This window comes from Bartonella sp. TT119HLJHH, from assembly GCF_042193385.1.
In the GTDB taxonomy this organism is placed as follows: Bacteria; Pseudomonadota; Alphaproteobacteria; order Rhizobiales; family Rhizobiaceae; genus Bartonella.
Window position 1 is genome coordinate 1 of the sequence record NZ_JBHILS010000153.1, and the last position, 545, is coordinate 545.

Annotated in this window: 1 pseudogene; it reads left to right on the forward strand. The window is 38.5% G+C overall.

Annotated features, from left to right (window positions below):
- Positions 1-545: pseudogene (locus ACFIJL_RS09890) on the forward strand (hypothetical protein); the annotation flags it as partial.

The following is a 545-nucleotide window of genomic DNA, read 5'->3' on the forward strand; positions in this document are numbered from 1 at the left end:
AGCAAATTGAAGTTTCTTTTAGATGGAGAAATTTCTAAAGGTTCAACAGAAGCGATCACTGGCAACCAACTTTATTCAATGAATCAAACAGTTGCGACGTATTTTGGTGGAGGCGCTGGATATGAGAATGGAAAATGGGTTGCCCCCACATTCAAACTTAAAACTATCAATGAAGATGGTAGTACTGGTGAGGAAAAGGTTTACAATAGTGTAGCGGAAGCACTTTCTGATATTAGTAGTTCTGTCACGAATGTTCATAATGATGTAACCAATGTTGTCAGTGATAGCCTTGCCAAGCAGGATGAAAAGACAAAAGTTATCAATATTGGTACAGAAGTAGAAGGTACAGAACTCAATATTGCAAATAAGGACAAAGTAGATCGGACGCTTTCCGGTGTGAAGGAAGCGGTGAGAGGTAATGAAGCTGTTAATAAAGATCAGCTTGATAAAAGTTTAGAGAAGCTTTCTAGCAGCCTTCAGTCTGATGATTCAGCTGTTGTTCATTACGATAAACAGGCAGATGGTAAAACTGATTATAGCAGTGT